We start from the raw sequence: 17,293 nt of genomic DNA, 5'->3' as shown, positions 1-17,293 counted from the left end.
TGTCTTTTGTTCAAGCGACTTTATTATTATATCTTATCAATCTCTTGAAGTCAACAACTTTTTAAATTTCTTTTTTCGTCAGCGCCTTGTTTAGCGGCAACGAATAATAATATACCACCTCACAAATAATAGTGCAATAGTTTTTTAAAAGAAAATCAAAAAAGTTTTACGAGCGGCTTGTTTCTAAAAAAGCGCCGTACTGCGATAAGCAGAAACGGCGCCTTCCCTTTTATTATCGTTGTCTCATTTGAGGGAATAATAAAACGTCTCTGATAGACGGAGCATTTGTTAACAGCATGACAAGGCGGTCGATACCGATACCCAATCCCCCGGTCGGCGGCATGCCGTATTCAAGAGCTTCAACGAAGTCTTCATCCATCATATGCGCTTCATCGTTTCCTTCTTCTCTTTCTTTTAACTGCGCTTCAAAGCGTTCCCTCTGGTCAATAGGGTCATTCAGCTCCGTAAACGCATTAGCGTGCTCACGGCCGACGATAAACAGCTCAAAACGGTCTGTAAAGCGAGGGTCCTCCGGATTTTTCTTAGCAAGAGGAGAAATCTCTACAGGGTGGCCGTAAATAAATGTAGGCTGAATGAGTGTTTCTTCAATTTTTTGTTCGAAGAATTCATTGATGATATGACCCACCGTCATTGAGTTTGTGATCTCGATACCATGCTCTTTTGCATGACCGCGCGCTTCTTCAACAGTCATCTCATTCCAGAAATCTACACCTGTCGCTTCTTTGACCGCATCTACCATGTGGAGTCGTTTCCATTCAGGTTTCAGATCAATCTGCTCTTCGCCGTACTGGATTGTGGTGCTTCCAAGCACTTCCTGCGCAATATGTGCTACGAGGTTTTCCGTAAGACTCATAATATCTTTATAATCGGCGTACGCTTCATACAGCTCGATCATCGTGAATTCAGGGTTGTGGCGTGTAGAAACACCTTCGTTACGGAACACGCGGCCGATTTCGTAGACTTTTTCCAATCCGCCGACAATCAGGCGTTTCAGGTGCAGTTCAATCGCAATACGCATATAAAGAGGCATGTCGAGTGCGTTATGGTGCGTGATGAACGGGCGTGCAGACGCTCCTCCCGGTATGCTGTGCATCGTAGGTGTTTCAACTTCTAAGTATCCATGGTCATCTAAGTATCTTCTCATCGCTTGGATGATTTTGCTGCGTGTGATAAACGTTTGTTTGCTGTCAGGGTTTACGATGAGATCGAGATAGCGCTGGCGGTAACGCTGTTCAACGTCTTTTAACCCATGATATTTATCAGGAAGAGGACGCAGTGCTTTTGTCAGCAGTTCGAAAGATGTCGCTTTGACAGAAAGCTCGCCTACGTTTGTTTTGAAAACTTTCCCCGTGATGCCGATAACGTCTCCGAGGTCTGAAGATTTAAAGATTTCATATTGTTCTTCGCCGACACTGTCTTTTCTTACGTAAATTTGAATTTGACCTTCTAAGTCCTGCAGATGCGCAAAGCCGGCTTTCCCTTTTCCGCGCTTTGTCATCATACGGCCTGCAATGGTCACTTCGATCGCTTTTTCTTCCAGTTCTTCTTTAGAAAGCTCCTGGTAGGCGTCAATGATCTGTTGAGATTGATGCGTTCTCTCGAAACGTTCGCCGAAAGGGTCAATGCCGTTTTCTCTCAGCTGGTTCATTTTATCTCGTCTGACTTGCAGCTGGTCGTTCAATTCCTCATGATTTTGCTCTTCTTGACTCATTGGTATCACTCCGTTACATTTTGATTTCACGAAAAAGCAGAAAAACTGCCAGCGGTAAGCTGGCAGTGAGCAGCAATAGAGGGTGTATATTAACCTACTTTTGCATCTTGAAGCTCTTTTGCCTCTGCTTCGGCGGTAAATGCATCTAAAAGCTGCACAACTTCTTCACGCGTCTCACATTGGTTAATTTCGTTACGTACATTCGCATTGCCTCTGACACCTTTCAGGTACCAGGCAGCGTGTTTTCTCATTTCTCTGACTGCCACATTTTCGCCTTTTAACTTAATCAGGCGGTCTAAGTGCAGTTTGCATACCGACATTTTTTCACGGACTTTCGGTTCGTCTTTTAACTCGCCGGTTTCAAGGTAGTGCACCGTACGGTAAATCATCCACGGGTTGCCGAGTGCGGCCCGGCCGATCATGACGCCGTCAACTCCTGTTTCCTCAAGCATGCGTTTCGCGTCCTGAGGCGTTTTGACATCACCGTTTCCGATGACGGGAATGGAGACGGATTGCTTCACTTCTTTAATGATATCCCAGTTCGCAGTGCCTTCATACATTTGCACTCTTGTGCGTCCGTGCAGGGCAACGGCTTTTCCGCCGGCACGTTCAACGGCTTGGGCATTTTTCACCGCATAAATGTGCTCTTCATCCCAGCCCATTCTCATCTTCACTGTAACCGGCTTATCAACAGCATCTACTACTGCGGATACCATTTCATAAATCTTATCGGGATCGAGAAGCCATTTGGCGCCCGCATCACATTTTGTAATCTTGGGTACGGGACATCCCATGTTAATATCAATAATATCAGCAGTCGTGTTTTGATCTACAAACTTCGCCGCTTCCACAAGGGTTTCCTTTTTTCCTCCAAAAATCTGAAGGCTGAGCGGTTTTTCACGTTCATCAATGTAAAGCATCCCCATTGTTCTGGCGTTATTGTAAAGAATCGCTTTGTCACTGACCATTTCAGCGCATACCAATCCGGCTCCGAATTCCTTTACAGTCAATCTGAACGCTGAGTTGCAGACACCGGCCATAGGGGCAAGCACAACCCGGTTTTTCAATTGAATATCACCGATTTTAAACATTTTTCCCCTCCTTTCATTTGTCTATTTTTCAGGCGGGGCCAATTCGTCCGCACTTATATTTAAAACATCTGCCGCAGCTTGAATGATGGCATCTGACGGCAATCGGTTTCCGCGTTCAATTTCACCGACAATAGAAACTGATATACCTAATGCTTTTGCAAATCCTTCTTGAGTATAACCTTTCAGCTTTCTGAATGCACGAATTCGCCTACCCCAGATTTCTGCTTCCATACTCTTACACCTTCTTGGTTTGTTTCAGCGCTTATCGTGATATGATCCGCCTGCGGACATATTTCTTTTAACGGCGCAAGGACAAATAAGCGCTCATACATTCTCGGATGCGGAACAATCAGCCGCTCTGTTTCAATATTTTCACGATTATACAGCAAAATGTCAAGGTCTGCCGTCCGCGGTCCCCAGCGAATCTCTCTCGTTCTGCCTAATTCAGCTTCAATGCTCTGCGTTACATCAAGAAGTTCAAAAGGAGATAACGACGTTTTTACTTCAACCGCCATATTGAGAAACTGATCTTGATCCTCATAGCCGACGGGATCTGTTTCATATATGGAGGACACCTTTGACACCGTCACGCCATGATGCCGGCTGAGCATGGCCACTGCCTGGCGCAAATAATGTTCACGGTCGCCCATATTGGAGCCGAGGCCGATATATGCCGTATTGTTCATGATTTCTTTCTCGTCATTTCTATGGCTACTGATTTATAATGGCCGGGAATCGGCGGGTCAGGCTTAACAACCTTTACCGTACATTGCTGCACCGGCTCAAATTTCTCAAGGACGGTGTCTGCGATCCGTTCCGCAAGGGTCTCGACCAAATTAACGGGCTCGCCCTCAACGATGCCGCGGCAGACACTGTACAATTCCGCATAGTTAATGGTATAAGAGAGGTCATCCGTTTTTCCCGCTTTGCTCAAATCCAGTTCGGCAGTCAGGTCTACTTTGAAGCGCTGGCCGAGTTTGTTTTCTTCTTCGAACACGCCGTGATATCCGTAAAACTCCATACCTTCTACATATACTTTATCCATAATGTGCGCCTCCTTTGTTCAACATAGCATCCATCATCTTAGTCATTCTTGCGATCTCTTTGACATCGTGCACCCTCACAATGTCGCAGCCTTTCTGGACGCCAAGGCATACTGTCGCTCCCGTTCCCTCAGCACGTTCTTCAGGGGGAAGGTCAAGCACACGGCCGATGAACCTTTTTCTCGATGTCGCCAGGAGCAGCGGATAACCTAACCCGCTGAACACCTCCAGCTTGTTCATGACAGCCAGGTTGTCCTCATAGTTTTTCGCAAAGCCGATCCCCGGATCCAGAATCATGTTTTCATCTGTGACGCCGGCTTCTGCGGCAATTTTTACGCTTTCCATCAAGTCTGCAAGCATATCAGGAATAAGATCGTTGTAGTTTCTTTCCATGCGATTATGCATTAAGATAATCGGAACCCCGTGTGCGGCGGCTACTGACGCCATGTCAGGATCACCTTTCGCCCCCCAGATGTCATTAAGGATAGAGGCTCCCGCTTTGACCGCTTCGTCTGCCACGGACGCTTTGTACGTATCGATTGAAAGCGGAATGTCCAGCTCGCTTGTGATCCGCTCTATGACGGGGATGACTCGTGACATTTCCTCATCAGCCGACACGAGTGATGCGCCGGGTCTTGTCGATTCGCCGCCGATATCTATGATATGCGCCCCTTCTTCAGCCATCTTCGCCGCATGCAGAAGCGCCCTTTCCGTACTGTCGTATTTGCCGCCGTCAGAGAAGGAGTCTGGCGTTACATTTAATATCCCCATAACGAGCGTCTTCTCTTTATAGGAAAGAGCGCCTTTTTTTGTATGAATCAGTTTAGGCTGTTCAATTGTTTGCTGCGCCATTTTGTTCCTCCTCCTGTACATTCATTTTGTTTATTTCCTGCTGATACTGATTACGGAGCAATTGCACCGTTTTTCCGCTCACTCCGGGCAGCGGCACTTCCTCTATTTTAGAAAACGGGATGATTTCAAGCACGGAGTTTGTCAACCATGCTTCATCCGCTTCAAGCATTGATTGAAAACGGAATCGGCCTTCGGTGACTTCTGTCCCCTGCCGTTTCAATTCATCAATGACAAACTGTCTCGTTACACCATCGAGAATTCCCGTATCCAAGGATGGCGTAAAGACCTTGTCTCCTTTTCGCCAAAACACGTTGGAGACAATGCCTTCCGCGACATCTCCTTCTCCGGTCAGGAAAATGCCTTCAAGATTGGGATCATTCCCGATCTCCCGTTTAGCATACATGTTGTTTAAATAGTGATGGGATTTTAACCGGAAATATCCTTCAGGCGTATTTCTCCTGATAGAGAGAAGCTTGCCTTCTTTTTGAACAGGCAGAGTTTCCGGATTGAGCCGGTTGACGAAACAAAGGACGGTCGGCTTTTCATAAGTCTGCGCGGCAAACCCTTTATCGCTGACTCCTGCCGAGATGTTAAGCCGGACACGCGCGCTGCCGTCCTTGATGTCATTGAGGAGCAACAGTCTCCGAAGCATATCAAGCAGCTCCTGTTTGTTCACCTCATATGCAATCTGCACATCCCGAAGCGCCCTGTTGAGCCTGGCGACATGCGCATCCGGCAAAAACGGCCGGCCGCTGTAAAGCCTGAACGTCTCGAACGCGCCGATCCCGTACAGATAACCATGGTCAAAAGGAGAAAGCGCCGCTTCTTTCTCCTCTATATATTGACCATTCAAATATATAATCACACCGTCACTTCCTTTTTGCGGTGTGTCTCTATAAAGTTTCTGAGCATCTCTTTGCCGAAGGAGGTCATGATGGATTCCGGATGGAACTGAACACCTTCAACAGGCAGCTCATTATGGCGGATTGCCATAATTTCTCCTTCTTTGGTTTGAGCGGATACCGTAAAACACTCCGGCAGCGTGTCCGCTTTGACAATAAGTGAATGGTACCGGGTGGCGACAAGCGGATTTTGCAGGCCTTTAAAAATCGTCTGTCCGTCATGCATAACTTCTGACGTTTTGCCGTGCATGAGCCGCTCCGCTCTGACGACATCGCCGCCGAATACTTGCGCAATCGACTGATGCCCGAGACATACGCCGAAAATAGGAATACTGCCGGCAAAATGTTTGATCGCTTCGAGGCTGATCCCCGCTTCATCAGGACTGCACGGCCCGGGTGAAATCATTAAGAAATCCGGTGCCAGCTCTTCAATCTGCTCAATTGTAATCTCGTCATTCCGTCTGACGATCAGTTCCTCCCCGAGCTCACCCAAATATTGAACCAAGTTGTACGTAAATGAATCATAATTGTCAATCATTAAAATCATCTCTGCTCACCTCGTCTAATTTTTTGTCTCTTCTTCGCTCAGCTCTAACGCCTTTTTCATTGCAAAAGCTTTTTTGAACGATTCCTTGTATTCATGCTTCGGAACCGAATCAATGACTACTCCTGCTCCGGACTGCATGAAAGCATGTCCGCCGGCTGCATAGATCGTCCGGATCACAATGTTAAACTGCAAATCTCCGTTGAATCCGAACCAGCCTATAGATCCAGTATAAAGCCCCCGTCTTGTCGGCTCAAGCTCTTCTATAATTTCCATCGTTCTCACTTTGGGCGCTCCCGTGATGGTGCCCCCCGGGAAAACCGCATGAATAATGTCTGTCGCGTCATATCCGTCCTGCAGTTCCCCCTGTACGTTTGACACGATATGCATGACGTGGGAATACTTTTCGATCGCCATAAATTCGTTAACCCGCACGGAGCCGTAGCGCGATACGCGCCCGAGGTCATTGCGCTCAAGATCAACAAGCATGACGTGTTCCGCACGTTCTTTTTCGTTGTGAATTAATTCATCAGCCAAAGCCTTGTCTTCAGCATCGTCTTTTCCTCTTGAACGCGTACCCGCGATCGGTCTCGTTTCAAGCTTCTTCCCCTTCTTTGTCACCAATAGCTCCGGCGACCCGCATATCACTTGAAACCCCGGTGTCTCGAGATAGGCCATATAAGGAGACGGATTGACGTTTCTCAAGTGTTTATACACCTCATACGGATGAACGGATAAGGACTGAGACTGCCTGATGGACAAATTAACCTGGAACACATCGCCGCTCGCGATATATTGTTTAATTTGTTCTACAGCCTGCGAAAATCCTTCTTCAGTGAACGGAGCGGCGTACGATCCGTCCCCATTCCGATTCAGCGGTGAAAAAGGCTCGTCCGCCGTTTGGAGGGAACACCACATGTCCTCTAAGCCGGACAGCTTTTCTTCCGCAAGATCCGCTTCTTCCGCTTCAGTATGGGTAATGAGCCATAACGCCTCTTCCTCATGGTCATAAACGGCCACATCATCAAAAACAAGAAAGTAAATATCAGGTGTTTCCAGATCATCTAACGACAGCATCTTAAAATTCTCAATATATCGGGCGTAGTCGTAACTGATAAAACCAATCGCACCGCCTTGAAAGTCCGGAAACTCAACGTTTGTTTCCGTTCCGAGCGTTCCAAACCATTCATGAAAGGCCCGCAGCGGGTCACCTTCTTTAAACAGTGTTTCCCCCTCATGCTTGATCGTTGTAATTCCGTCTTTCCCTCTGACGGACGCAATCGGATCTAGACCGGCTATACTGAATCTTCCCCCTCTCGCGCTTTCGAGCAGAACATGCCGTTTTCTCGATTTCGAAAGGTTTTCATATCGCTGTAAAAATGCTTGTTTCGTAAAAGGTATTTTTCTTCCTGCCGGTCTGCGTTGTGCCATCATATCAATCCTCTGCTTCGTTTTACTGTAGTTTTATTTTAAAGCAATCACACTGGTGAAAAAAGTGAATTTCACTTCCAACCATAAAATTCGAAACGTTTTTTGGATTTTCGATGCTTCAGGCACAAAAAAACTCCCGGATACAGCCGGGAGCCGTGTGTATGTCTCTATTCAAACTGATAAAGCGGTGTGCTTAAGTAACGTTCTCCGTTACTAGGGATGATCGCAAGCACTTTCTTGCCTTTCCCCAGTTTTTTCGCGATTTCCAGTGCCGCGTAAATGGCCGCTCCGGAAGAAATGCCGCCGAGAATCCCTTCTTCTTTTGCCGTTTTACGGGCATATTCAAATGCATCCTCGTTTTTGACGGGAATGATCTGATCATAGATGTCCGTATTCAATGTTTCAGGGACAAATCCCGCTCCGATACCCTGAATTTTATGCGGGCCCGGTTTTCCGCCGGAAAGAACTGGAGAATCCGCCGGCTCTACCGCATAGATTTTGATGGATGGATATGCTTCTTTCAGTACTTCGCCCGCTCCCGTGATGGTTCCGCCGGTACCGATTCCGGCCACGAACGCATCAAGCTGGTCGTCACCAAACTGTTCTACGATTTCTTTCCCCGTCGTTTGGCGGTGAATTTCCGGGTTTGCCGCATTGTTGAATTGCTGAGGCACAAAGTATCCGTGTTCCTCGGCAAGTTCTTCCGCCTTTTTAATGGCGCCCTTCATTCCTTCTGCGCCGGGAGTCAGCACAAGCTCCGCTCCGTATGCGCGCAGCAGATTGCGTCGCTCCATACTCATTGTATCAGGCATAACGAGAATGGCTCTGAGACCTTTAGCCGCTGCCACCATCGCAAGACCGATTCCTGTATTTCCGCTTGTCGGTTCAATGATTGTGTCGCCGGCTTTTAATTTTCCTTCTTTTTCAGCCGCTTCAATCATCGCCACTCCGATCCGATCTTTTACGCTGCTGCCCGGATTCATGTATTCAAGCTTCAGATATACATCTGCACTGTTTTCATCCGTCAGGCGATTCAATTTCACAATAGGAGTATTTCCGATTAGTTCAGTAATAGAATTTGCAATACGCACCATGTTGGACACCTCAATTTCCGACTAAATTTATTGGTATTATAAATATAAGTTATCAATTTCAAAATTTTTTGTCAATCATTTAGTTCTTTTTTCCCCGTAGAACCAAGAGACCCCCGCCTCTTTCCACAGCGTTTTGACTGTCGCCTTGTCACCTAATTGATCCATCGCGATCTGGCGTCTGATTTGGCTCTTCACTTCATTGTATGAGAAAGTTCTCGCTTTAAGCTTTTCTTTCAGCTGAATGACGGCGTATCCTGAAGAAACTTTAATCGGTTCAGCGGACCATTCATCTTCTTTAAGATTTTTAGCTTCTGTGATATATGCCTGCGGGATATTTTCCTGGTTTTCTGTCACAAAGCCGAGGTCTCCGCCATACTGAGACGTGTATCTGTCCGTGGAACGCTCAGCGGCGACGGCTTCAAAGCTGGAACCGCCTTTCAAATCAGCAAGCACCCTGTCCGCCTCATCTTTGTTTTTGACGACAATGTGCCGGATTCTGTATGAATCATCGAAATGGTACAATTCTTTATTTTTATTATAAAATGATTGCATTTCCTTATCCGATATATCGATGTCCTTCGTCAGCAGTTCTTCAAGAAGAATGTTGTAGCGGATCTGGTCTCTCCATTCTTTTTCGGTAATATGGCTGTCTTCATAAAATGAATTATCTACCGCTTTGATTAAAAGAAACTCCCGCTCCAATTCGCTGTTTGAAACTGTGAGTTTATTCTTTTTCGCAAGCTCTTCCACTACTTCTGCATTAATCATGTCTTCCAGAGTTGATTTTCCGTACTGGTCTTCCATCTTTTTCATCCAGTCTTGCCGTGTGATATGTTTATCACCGATTGTCGCGATGGATTCTTCAGATGACCCCGCGGCTTGGGATTTTGTTAACTTATACGCCACTGTCACACTGCATACTAACAGCGCCGCTACAATAATCGTCAAAAGTGTTCTCGATTTCAAAATCTACCCCATCCCTTTTATAAAATAGAACAACCCGCTAAAGAGCTAGCGGGTTGTTTCGTCACGAAGCTCTTCCAGTTCTTCTTTTGTAAATAAATATTTCTCATTACAAAAATGGCAAACCGCTTCGGCTTTTCCGTCTTCTTCTATCATATCTTGTATTTCTTTTTTGCCTAGTCCTAAAATGGCCGTTTCGAATCGATCTTTTGAACAAGAACAGTGAAATTTGACCGGCATTGTTTCGAGAACGTCCGGTTTTTGACCCAGAACTTCTTCCAAGATTTCTTCCGGTGTCAGGCCTTTTTGAATCAATTTTGAAATCGGTTCGATTTGAGATAATTGCTTTTCAATTGTTGAAATGGTTTCTTCATCAGTCCCCGGAAGAAGCTGAATGATGAACCCGCCCGCAGCGAGAATCGTGTTATCAGGATTTACCAGAACACCTACGCCGACAGATGAAGGGACTTGTTCAGAAGAAACAAGATAATATGTGAAGTCGTCACCGAGTTCACCCGAGACAATCTCTACTTGTCCCGTAAAATAATCACGCAAGCCCAAATCTTTTACGACACTGAGTGTTCCATCAGTTCCGACCGCCCGTCTGACATCCAGTTTCCCTTGTTCATTGAGATCAAAATGAACGTGCGGGTTTGATACGTATGCTCTTACCTCACCCTTTGCGTTCGCATCTGCGACAATGGCTCCGATCGGGCCGCCGCCTTCTATTTTGACTGTCAGCTTATCTTCACCCTTAAGCATCGCTCCTAGCATCAGAGAAGCTGTCATCGTCCGGCCGATTGCGGCTGATGCCGTCGGCCACGTGTCATGCCTTCTTTGCGCTTCATTAACCATATCTGTCGTTCTGGCTGCATAAGCCCGCACTTTACCGTCATATGCAATTGCTTTAATTAAATAATCCATCGTTTACCTCCTATACGTGACCCACGCGATTTCGCTCATAAATGATTTCCAGCCCTTTCAGAGTGAGAAACGGGTCAACAATATCAATACAGTCTGATTCGTTTGCGATTAATGACGCAAGCCCGCCTGTCGCAATGACTTTCGGTTCCTGTGTTGCCTGCCATTTCATCCGCTTCACTATACCTTCAACTTGTCCGACATAGCCAAAAAGGATGCCGGACTGCATGGCGCTTACCGTGTTTTTGCCGATGATATTGTCCGGACGGGCAATTTCAATTCTTGGAAGCTTCGCCGCACGTGAGTACAGCGCTTCCGTTGAAATCGTAATGCCGGGAGCAATCGCGCCGCCCATGTATTGTTTGTTTTCATCAATGTAGCAATACGTCGTCGCCGTTCCGAAATCAACAACAATTAAGGGGCCGCCATACTGCTGGATCGCCGCAACGGCATTGACGATCCTGTCAGCTCCCACTTCTTTCGGATTGTCATACTTTATATTTAAACCTGTTTTCATTCCCGGGCCGACAACTTGCGGCTCGATGTGAAAGTATTTTGTGCACATTCTTTCTAAAGAGAACATAATCGGCGGCACCACGGATGAGATGATAATCCCTTCAATCTGTTCAAACATGAGTCCGGAATGTTCAAATAAGGAGCGGAGCAGCATGCCGAATTCGTCTTCTGTTTTGTGCCTGCTCGTTTCTATGCGCCAATGATATTCTAATTCCCCATCATGATATACACCAATCACGGTGTTGGTGTTCCCCACATCTATAACCAGTAACAACCTCTATCACCACTTTTGAATAGTTTCTAATCATAACATTTTCAACATTCTACAATACCATACACGATCTGCGGCTCTTTTGTAAACAAAACGGAACCAGTAAAAAAACCGCCGGTATACGCCGGCGGTTTTCATATCAGAAAGCGAACTATTCTTTCGGCTCGTCTTTCTTTTCGTCTTCTGTTTTAGACAGGATGTTTACTTTCACATCGTCTTTTTGAAGATGGTCATCTGAGAAATTGCGCTCAGGGAGTTTTCCGTGATCCACGAGATGCTTGATTTGTTCCGCATCTAATGTTTCCACATCAAGCAATGTCTGAGCAATCAATTCAAGCTTATCGCGATTTTCAGTCAGGATGGTTTTCGCACGCTCATAACATTCTTTAATGATGCGCTGAATTTCCTGATCGATTTCGTAAGCGATCTGATCACTGTAGTTCTGCTCGTTGTTGAAATCCCGGCCCAGGAATACTTGACCGCCTTGAGATTGACCGAACTGAAGCGGTCCGAGTTTTTCTGACATACCGAACTCTGTCACCATTCTTCTGGCAATGCTCGTTGCCCGCTGGAAGTCATTGTGAGCCCCCGTGCTGACTTCGCCGAAGATAATTTCCTCGGCAACCCGTCCGCCCAGAAGACCGACAATTTTATCGAGAAGTTCAGGTTTTGTCTGGAAGTAACGGTCTTCTCTCGGAAGCATGACCGCGTATCCGCCCGCCTGCCCCCTCGGAACGATCGTTACTTTATGAACCATATCGGCTTCATCCAGCACAAGTCCGATAACGGTGTGACCGCCCTCGTGGTACGCCACGATATTGCGTTCTTTTTTCGATATGACGCGGCTCTTCTTCGCAGGACCCGCAATGACACGGTCCGTCGCTTCATCAATGTCGCGCATATCAATTTTCTTCTTGTTTTGACGGGCAGCAACAAGTGCCGCTTCGTTAAGAAGGTTTTCTAAATCGGCGCCTGAGAAACCGGGTGTTCTTGAAGCGATTGCTTTTAAGTTCACCGTTTCATCAAGCGGTTTGTTTCTCGCATGGACCTGTAATACGGCTTCACGGCCGATGACATCCGGACGGTCTACCGTAATCTGACGGTCAAAACGTCCCGGACGAAGCAATGCAGGGTCGAGAATGTCCGCACGGTTTGTCGCAGCGATAATAATGATTCCTTCATTCGCACTGAAACCGTCCATCTCAACAAGCAGCTGGTTCAGCGTCTGTTCGCGTTCATCATGCCCGCCGCCAAGACCTGCGCCGCGCTGACGTCCTACCGCGTCGATCTCATCAATGAAGATCAGACAAGGCGCATTCTTTTTCGCATTTTCGAATAAATCACGCACACGGGAAGCACCGACACCGACAAACATTTCAACGAAGTCAGATCCGCTGATGCTGAAGAAAGGAACGCCCGCTTCACCGGCTGAGGCTCTCGCAAGCAATGTCTTACCGGTTCCCGGAGGTCCGACCAGCAGCACGCCTTTAGGAATTCTGGCGCCAAGCTCGGCGAATTTGCGAGGATCTTTCAGAAACTCAACAACCTCAACAAGCTCCTGCTTCTCCTCATCCGCGCCGGCTACATCTTTAAACTTCACGCGTTTCTTTTCTTCCGTATACAGCTTCGCTTTGCTCTTTCCGAAGTTCATGACACGGCTGCCGCCGCCCTGAGCCTGATTGAGCAGGAAGAAAAACAGAATAAAGATGATGACAAACGGAATGATCGTCGTTAAGAACGTCACCCACCCGCTTGTTTCCTGTGCGGGATCAACTTTTACGTCCGTCTTTTTAATTGCATCAAATATCTGGTCTGCTCCCTTTCCTTCAGGAACATGTGTTAAAAAGTACTGGTCTTTGTCGTATTTTTTCAGCTGTCCTTTTACCTCATAAACACCTCTGACAGGCTGAACCGATACGCTATCAACTTTCCCCTCATCGAGGTTCTTGATAAACGTACTGTACGACATATTTTCTGTCTTCGGGTTTGAAGTCTGGAAGTAACTCACAACCCCGATTACTACTAATAAAATAAGTAAATAAAAAATGGTATTACGGAAGACCCGATTCATTCCTTACCTCCTCCCACAGTAAGCACAACTATGTTCAATAGTACCATAGAAAATCATTCCAATACAACCGATAACCATCTCGGAAGCAGGCAGCCGATCAGCTTTCATAAATCGCCGGTTTTAATACTCCGATGTAAGGCAGATTGCGATAGCGTTCGGCATAATCAAGTCCGTAACCCACAACAAACGCGTCAGGAACTTCAAAGCCTACGAAGTCTGCTTTAATGTCCGCTTTTCTTCCGCTTGGTTTATCCAACAGGGTAACAATCTTAATTGATTTCGCTTTACGATATCGGAAGAGTTCTACGAGATAGCTCAAGGTTAACCCACTGTCGATAATATCTTCAATGATTAAGATGTCCCGGCCTTCTACAGATGTATCCAAATCTTTGATGATTTTGACTTCTCCGGAAGAAACCGTGGAATTTCCGTAGCTTGATACATCCATGAAGTCCATTTCCAAATATGTATCAATATGCTTTATAAGATCAGCCATAAAAGGAAGCGCTCCCTTTAACACACCGATTGCCAACGGAAACGTGTCGCTGTACTCGCTTGTTAATTGTTCTCCAAGCTGTTTTACTTTCTGCTGGATCTCATCTTCTGAGATCAGCACTTTTTCGATATCCTGTTTCATGTTAATGCTTGCCCCCTACACTTTTCATGCTGTCTATATTGTAATACAATGCGGTCACTGTTTGAAATCACAAGATCGTCAAAGATGGATTTTTTCAAGCCAGGCAGCCAGATAATTTCACCGCTCGCATCCGTTACAATCGGCCATTCGTCCCGATCCCGCAGAGGCAGTTTATGATCAATAAATATATCTTTCACCTTTTTCGAGCCATTCATCCCTTTAAGTTTGATCCGGTCGCCGATTTTTCTCGTCCGGATTGTTAAAGGAAATTGCACCTTGTTTCTGCTTGTCATAAAAACAGCATTCCCATTTTTGATATGAGGATCAGCCTGATCGGCCACCTCTATCATAAAGCCGTTGGGGAGAACAGCAGTCTCGCCTTTCGCTCCTTGCAGCTGCAGCTCAAAGGGAACTTTTTCACATTGCCATTGTTCAAATGTAAACAAACATGTCTGATATGATTTGACCACCTTCAGCCCTTTCGGAAAATCAAGCACTCCCGAGGCGCTTCCATTTTCCGCCCATTCGAGAAACTGCTGTATGTGGCGGGCGGAAAACGACGATGGAACGTTTTCATAAAGATAGTTTAATATTAGTTGAACTCCTCTTCTTTGTAAAGGTATCGGAAGGGCAAGCAATTGAGAGGAATTGACTTCAACCGATGTGTCTGACTTGCTTGTAATAACCTTATTCATTCGTTCTTTCGTTAATGACTGCAGGTATTGTTCGTCTTCTGTCAGTGCTTCACTCACCTTTTGAAACATTTTATGAACGTCAGGTGATTCATGTTTTAAAAAAGGAAGCACGGTCTTTCTGAATCTGTTTCTTGTATAATCGTCTTTTGCATTGCTCTCATCCGTTCTGTAGCTGAGCCCTTCTTGACGGCAGTATTCAAGGATTTCATCCTTTGCCGCATAGAGGAAAGGCCTGATCAGCCAGCCGGATGCAAATTCGCGGACGGGCTGCATTCCCGCAAGCCCTGCCCCGAGCGTACCTTTCGCAAGCCTCATGAGCATTGTCTCAACCTGGTCATCGCCGTGATGAGCCAGCGCCAAAAACTTCGCTTGGTGTTTTGTCATCAGATCTTCGAAAAACTGATATCTGCAATCACGCGCGGCAGCCTGCTTGTTCAGCTTATTCTTCTTTGCGTATGCAGAAACATCAATCTGTACCGTTTCGCAGAGGATGTGTTCCGCTTCGCAATATGACTGCACAAACTTCATATCTTCTTCAGATTCAGGACCCCTGAACTGATGGTCGACATGCGCCGCTATGATAACGGAGGAATGCCCGAAGTGCTTATTCAGCATACTGAGAAGCGCCATTGAATCAGGGCCTCCGGAGACCCCGGCAATAATCGTTTCTCCCTCCGCCTGAAGATGATATGTTTTGAAAAAATCTTCCACGCTTTTCACAATGTCCCCCTCACAATGAGCAGGTTTTTTAAAGATATACATATCCTATCACTTTCATTCCCTCCAAGCAAAGAAGAAGCATGAGCGCAGGCGTCCGGCCGGCACTAGATGAGAAAAAAGACGATGTAAGCGAAATAAAGGGCGAGAACGCTGATTAAAATAAGTGTTGTTTCAAACAAACCATTGTGCTTTGCGGGTTTTTGTTTAGGTTTATACCGCGTTTGAGATACAGTGCCCTGCCGCGGTTTTGATTGCGGCGGCTTAGGCTTGGCGGCGGCTTTCCTTTTACTCCCTGCACTCTGCCCCGCCGTCAGGATGTCATGCTTCATGGCTTCCGCAGACGGATATTGGCCGTTAAAAGCAGAAAACAGAACCTTCTTATACTTATTCAGAAACGGGTGGCCTTCAATGATAGAACGAAGCTGTTCTTTCGGCTGTCCTGACTTTTTGCACTCTTTCTTCTGGGCACAGTGGATCATGATCATTGCGACAGCAAACAGGTCATAGGATGGTTCTGCTTTTCTTGTTCCATACCCCCAATAGCCCCTGTCGTAAAACTCCGTATACTCTTTAATCGCGCGGCCCTGTTTTGTCGTTCCCCCTACATCAATGCAGCGAATGGCAGCCGGTGGTCCGGTTACAATGAGATTGTCCGGTTTGAGGTCGCCAAAAACCCACCCTTGCTGATGAAGGACTGACAGGCTGGAAAGAAGCTGCACCATCAGCACCGGAATCCACTCTGTTCCCTTACTGCTGATATATTGCGGAAGAAGCGGCCCTTCTATGTACTCCATCACGTAAAAAGAGACATTTTTATTCAGCTGCGGAATAAACGCGTCGTCCGCATCAAAAAAAGAAGGCCCCATCGTTTGCGACCGGGCCTTTGAAAAGGATTTTAAGACATTCACTTCAGAGGTAACAGACATGCTGTCGCTGCTTATTTTCAAAGCGACCTGTCCGCCTGATGCTTCTGCCAGATATACAATACCGTTAGCCCCTTTTCCAAGCTGTTTGAGCAATCTGTAGGATTTGCCGTTCCATTTGCCCTGAATTGCCGTCCCCGGTGCCAGACTACATGCCAAACTCGTTAAAGCGTCGTTCATCATCTGCCAACATGCTCCTTCTTGAGCGGATTCTCTCAAACTGCTGCGTCGCTTCCCGGATAGCGGGGCCCGTAGGGGTGATACCGCCGGTCGACAGCTTCGCAAAGAGTGCAGAAAGGGATTCAAGCTTCGGCGTCCAATTCAGCACAAGCTCAACTTCCTGGCTTTTCCCGGGAAATATACACATTGCAAATTCATTTTGCCCGGCCCGGGAATTTAAACTGATGGAAAGATCGATCAGCGCTTCTTTCACCGTCGGCAGTTTCGGCGCCATACTCGCACTCGTATCAACCAGCACAAGCACTTGCAGATGAACCGTTTCGCCGAGTTCATCAACCACTTCCATCACTTCGCCGCGTTTTTCAGGAGAAAGCTCTTCCATTTCAACGTTTTTCCCTAAAATTTGTTTAAGCTCTTGATTGACGACACCTTGCAGCGTCTGGGTCATTGCTTTTTTCGTCACCATTTGAACCGTCTGAGACAATTGTGACGCATACACAACTTGATGGACGCCGCCTCCGGCCATGGCGATGCCTTCAACTTCCTTCATTGCTTCTTGGTCAATCGCGTTTTCTTCCATAATTCCTATAACATTCACCGTAATCCCCTGCTCCTTGGCGAAAGCCGCCATTGCAATCGGGTCTTCACCATGATTGGAGCAGCCATCTGTAATCAGCAGAACTTGATTTAAATGTCCCTTATTCACA

At 46.6% G+C, this 17,293-nt stretch carries 18 protein-coding genes; all 18 read right to left on the bottom strand.

What is annotated here, in order from left to right; genetic code table 11:
* Positions 1–232: 232 nt before the first annotated feature.
* Positions 233–1,732 carry a lysine--tRNA ligase gene (lysS, locus tag V7728_RS19780; RefSeq protein ID WP_014416740.1) on the bottom strand — a complete coding sequence of 500 codons (1,500 nt, stop codon included), beginning with the start codon at positions 1,730–1,732 and terminating at the stop codon, positions 233–235.
* An 89-nt stretch (positions 1,733–1,821) separates the two neighbouring features.
* The gene (dusB, locus tag V7728_RS19775; protein ID WP_007409948.1) at positions 1,822–2,823 is read right to left on the bottom strand and encodes a tRNA dihydrouridine synthase DusB; all 1,002 of its coding nucleotides are present in this window, start codon (positions 2,821–2,823) and stop codon (positions 1,822–1,824) included.
* A gap of 21 nt (positions 2,824–2,844) precedes the next feature.
* Positions 2,845–3,054, bottom strand: a complete 210-nt coding sequence (locus V7728_RS19770; protein ID WP_043020639.1) for a helix-turn-helix domain-containing protein — start codon at positions 3,052–3,054, stop codon at positions 2,845–2,847.
* Complete coding sequence (gene folK / locus V7728_RS19765; protein ID WP_007409947.1) at positions 3,006–3,509, bottom strand: 2-amino-4-hydroxy-6-hydroxymethyldihydropteridine diphosphokinase; 504 nt, start codon at positions 3,507–3,509, stop codon at positions 3,006–3,008. The genes V7728_RS19770 and folK overlap by 49 nt, the downstream gene beginning before the upstream one ends.
* Entirely contained in the window at positions 3,506–3,868 is a 363-nt protein-coding gene (folB, locus tag V7728_RS19760; RefSeq protein ID WP_003150671.1) for a dihydroneopterin aldolase, read from the bottom strand. Before folB ends, folK begins: the two co-directional genes overlap by 4 nt.
* Positions 3,861–4,718: a dihydropteroate synthase gene (gene folP / locus V7728_RS19755; protein WP_003150672.1), complete on the bottom strand. Its 858-nt coding sequence runs from the start codon at positions 4,716–4,718 to the stop codon at positions 3,861–3,863. Before folP ends, folB begins: the two co-directional genes overlap by 8 nt.
* Positions 4,699–5,583, bottom strand: coding sequence for an aminodeoxychorismate lyase (pabC, locus tag V7728_RS19750; protein WP_099566355.1), 885 nt, complete (start codon positions 5,581–5,583; stop codon positions 4,699–4,701). Before pabC ends, folP begins: the two co-directional genes overlap by 20 nt.
* Complete coding sequence (gene pabA, locus V7728_RS19745) at positions 5,580–6,167, bottom strand: aminodeoxychorismate/anthranilate synthase component II (RefSeq protein ID WP_076425823.1); 588 nt, start codon at positions 6,165–6,167, stop codon at positions 5,580–5,582. Before pabA ends, pabC begins: the two co-directional genes overlap by 4 nt.
* A gap of 15 nt (positions 6,168–6,182) precedes the next feature.
* Complete coding sequence (gene pabB / locus V7728_RS19740; RefSeq protein ID WP_059366886.1) at positions 6,183–7,595, bottom strand: aminodeoxychorismate synthase, component I; 1,413 nt, start codon at positions 7,593–7,595, stop codon at positions 6,183–6,185.
* A gap of 167 nt (positions 7,596–7,762) precedes the next feature.
* Positions 7,763–8,689, bottom strand: a complete 927-nt coding sequence (cysK, locus tag V7728_RS19735; RefSeq protein ID WP_007615206.1) for a cysteine synthase A — start codon at positions 8,687–8,689, stop codon at positions 7,763–7,765.
* A 75-nt stretch (positions 8,690–8,764) separates the two neighbouring features.
* On the bottom strand, positions 8,765–9,655 hold the full coding sequence (locus V7728_RS19730) for a peptidyl-prolyl cis-trans isomerase (protein ID WP_039062448.1): 891 nt from the start codon (positions 9,653–9,655) through the stop codon (positions 8,765–8,767).
* Between the two features lie 45 nt (positions 9,656–9,700).
* A complete protein-coding gene (gene hslO, locus V7728_RS19725; protein ID WP_004264606.1) occupies positions 9,701–10,576 on the bottom strand; it encodes an Hsp33 family molecular chaperone HslO in 876 nt (291 codons plus the stop codon).
* 10 nt (positions 10,577–10,586) lie between these two features.
* Positions 10,587–11,363, bottom strand: coding sequence for a type III pantothenate kinase (locus V7728_RS19720; protein ID WP_007409940.1), 777 nt, complete (start codon positions 11,361–11,363; stop codon positions 10,587–10,589).
* Between the two features lie 148 nt (positions 11,364–11,511).
* On the bottom strand, positions 11,512–13,431 hold the full coding sequence (gene ftsH, locus V7728_RS19715; RefSeq protein ID WP_007615201.1) for an ATP-dependent zinc metalloprotease FtsH: 1,920 nt from the start codon (positions 13,429–13,431) through the stop codon (positions 11,512–11,514).
* Between the two features lie 97 nt (positions 13,432–13,528).
* Complete coding sequence (hpt, locus tag V7728_RS19710; protein ID WP_004264611.1) at positions 13,529–14,068, bottom strand: hypoxanthine phosphoribosyltransferase; 540 nt, start codon at positions 14,066–14,068, stop codon at positions 13,529–13,531.
* Positions 14,065–15,483, bottom strand: coding sequence for a tRNA lysidine(34) synthetase TilS (gene tilS, locus V7728_RS19705; protein ID WP_011996180.1), 1,419 nt, complete (start codon positions 15,481–15,483; stop codon positions 14,065–14,067). The genes hpt and tilS overlap by 4 nt, the downstream gene beginning before the upstream one ends.
* A 104-nt stretch (positions 15,484–15,587) precedes the next feature.
* Positions 15,588–16,589, bottom strand: a complete 1,002-nt coding sequence (locus V7728_RS19700; protein WP_094031439.1) for a protein kinase domain-containing protein — start codon at positions 16,587–16,589, stop codon at positions 15,588–15,590.
* A complete protein-coding gene (locus V7728_RS19695; protein WP_004264624.1) occupies positions 16,555–17,292 on the bottom strand; it encodes a VWA domain-containing protein in 738 nt (245 codons plus the stop codon). The genes V7728_RS19700 and V7728_RS19695 overlap by 35 nt, the downstream gene beginning before the upstream one ends.
* Position 17,293 lies beyond the last annotated feature (1 nt).

This window comes from Bacillus sp. JHAA (assembly GCF_036961585.1).
Classification (GTDB): domain Bacteria; phylum Bacillota; class Bacilli; order Bacillales; family Bacillaceae; genus Bacillus; species Bacillus velezensis.
The sequence above is the reverse complement of the archived record's forward strand: the minus strand, read 5'-3'. Positions and strand labels throughout refer to the sequence as shown.